The following is a 1,877-nucleotide window of genomic DNA, read 5'->3' on the forward strand; positions in this document are numbered from 1 at the left end:
GGGTGGGGGTCGGGCCGCCGCCCTTGGGGACGACCTTGCCCCGGGCCAGCACGGTCTCCTGGCCCGCGGGGATGGTGCAGGGCGCGTTGAAGGTGTCCGAGCCGGTCTCCAGCTGGATCGGGACACCGGCCGCGTCCTTCAGCGTCATCGGGCCGAGCGCGAGCCCGGTGACCGTGACGACGATGTCGCCCTCCTCCTGGAAGGTCAGCGACGGCGAACTGCCGGCCGCCCTGATCCGCATCTCCCCGCTGGCCGGGACGTTGGTCTTCTCCAGCTCGACCGGGATCCGCGGGTCGAGGTCGGTGCGCGGCGCGGTGATGTTCGCGGTGGACGTGCCCGCGCCCTCGATGGTCTTGCCGCCGACGAGGTTCATGCCGCGGACGGTGCTGGCGTTGATGGTGGAGACCGCCTCGATCGGCAGCTCCCCGGTGGCCTGGCCCACCTCGATGACCTCGGGGATCGGGATCGTCAGCGAGGTCTTGACGTCCTGCACGCCCACGATGGGGAACGTGCAGCTGAAGCGGAGGTCGAGCGTCGCGGCCGACGCGGGGGCGGAGCCGAGCACGCCGACCATGCCGAACGCGAGGCAGCCGACGGCCGCCGCGGCCAGCCCGGTCGCGGGCCCGCGTCTTTTCTCGTTTCCGGTGCGCAAACTGTTTCTCCTCGCGCCTTGGAAGAATGGATGGAAGCGGAGGAGTAAAACTATCCGGAGCGGACCGGGGTGGTATTGGAGCCGGTTGACAAGTTTTCTGCCGTGATGCTCAACAGTCGCCGACCCCATGACATGCGGTGATGGTTTCGAGAACTCAGGTGATGAAGATTTTTCTGCCGTGGGTTCTTGTCCTGCTGACAAGGCCGGGGTGTGATCATGGCCGAAAGGTGGCCGTGATCATGTCATTGACCTGGTGGTTCGTGGTGCTTTCGGCTTGGATGGCGGGCCGGGGGGAGCGGGAGATCATTTCTGGCCGATTTGCAGGATGTGAGCCGGAGGTCTCGGGAACTTGTCATCCGCATATCGGGACGCGTTGTGAACCGGCGAGTAGTTTACGCCACTGAAACGTCGTGATTCTGCGACGCACGCCCTGTCCGGAGTCAAAGCGAGGCACTGTCGAGCTTTATTGCCCGGACGCCCCCCAAGGGCATTTCCGCAAACGGAAGGCAGTCCATGAGCACCCAGCAGAAATCCAGGAAGGCCGGCACCGGGCTGGCCGCGGCGGCCGTCGGCTGCCTCGCGTTCGGCATGGTCGGCGTGCTCGGCTCCGCCCCCGCGTCGGCCGCGACGCTCGACCTCCGCTTCAGCTGCACGTTCCCCATCGTGGGCGTGCAGGAGGTCAAGGCGAGCCTGAGCATCCCGATCCCGGAGAGCATCGAGGTGGGCCAGGCCACCGGGGAGCTGCCGATCGAGGCGATCTCCACCATCAACGCCAACACCGTCCGCGGCATGAACCTCGTCGGCGGCAAGACCATCGAAGGCGCCGGCGTCTCGAAGGCCAACATCACCGCGCCGCGCACCAACCTCAACCCGCAGATCCCCATCGAGCTGGAGAAGACCAACGTCCCGGCCAGCGGGGAGATGCAGATCAGGGCGGCCGGCAGCTCGCCGTCGCTGACCTTCCAGGAGGCCGGGCCCGGCAAGGTCACCGTCCTGGGCCTGGAACTCGGGCCGATGATCGTCCGTGACGCCGCCGGCGCCCCGATCCAGCTGGAGGCGGGCTCGGACACCTTCAACGCGCCCTGCACCATCCCCGACGGCCAGAACACCGTCCTGGCCCAGTTCGAGGTGGTCTCGACCCCGACCCCGACCCCCACCCCCACGCCGACTCCCACGCCGACCCCGACCCCCACGCCGACCCCGACCCCCACTCCCACGCCGACTC

General features: G+C 68.0%; 2 protein-coding genes. One reads left to right on the plus strand and one right to left on the minus strand.

Annotated features, from left to right (window positions below; translation table 11 throughout):
- Positions 1 to 652 (minus strand): DUF6801 domain-containing protein (locus tag ABGB12_RS34980; protein WP_347684833.1); only part of this gene is annotated, 652 nt, incomplete at its 3' end.
- Positions 653 to 1,165: 513 nt separating this feature from the next.
- Here ABGB12_RS34980 and ABGB12_RS34985 point away from each other — a divergent pair.
- Positions 1,166 to 1,877: DUF6801 domain-containing protein (locus tag ABGB12_RS34985; protein WP_347684835.1), on the plus strand; the 712-nt coding region annotated here is incomplete at its 3' end.

The organism is Actinocorallia sp. B10E7, assembly GCF_039871655.1.
Taxonomy (GTDB): Bacteria; Actinomycetota; Actinomycetes; order Streptosporangiales; family Streptosporangiaceae; genus Actinocorallia.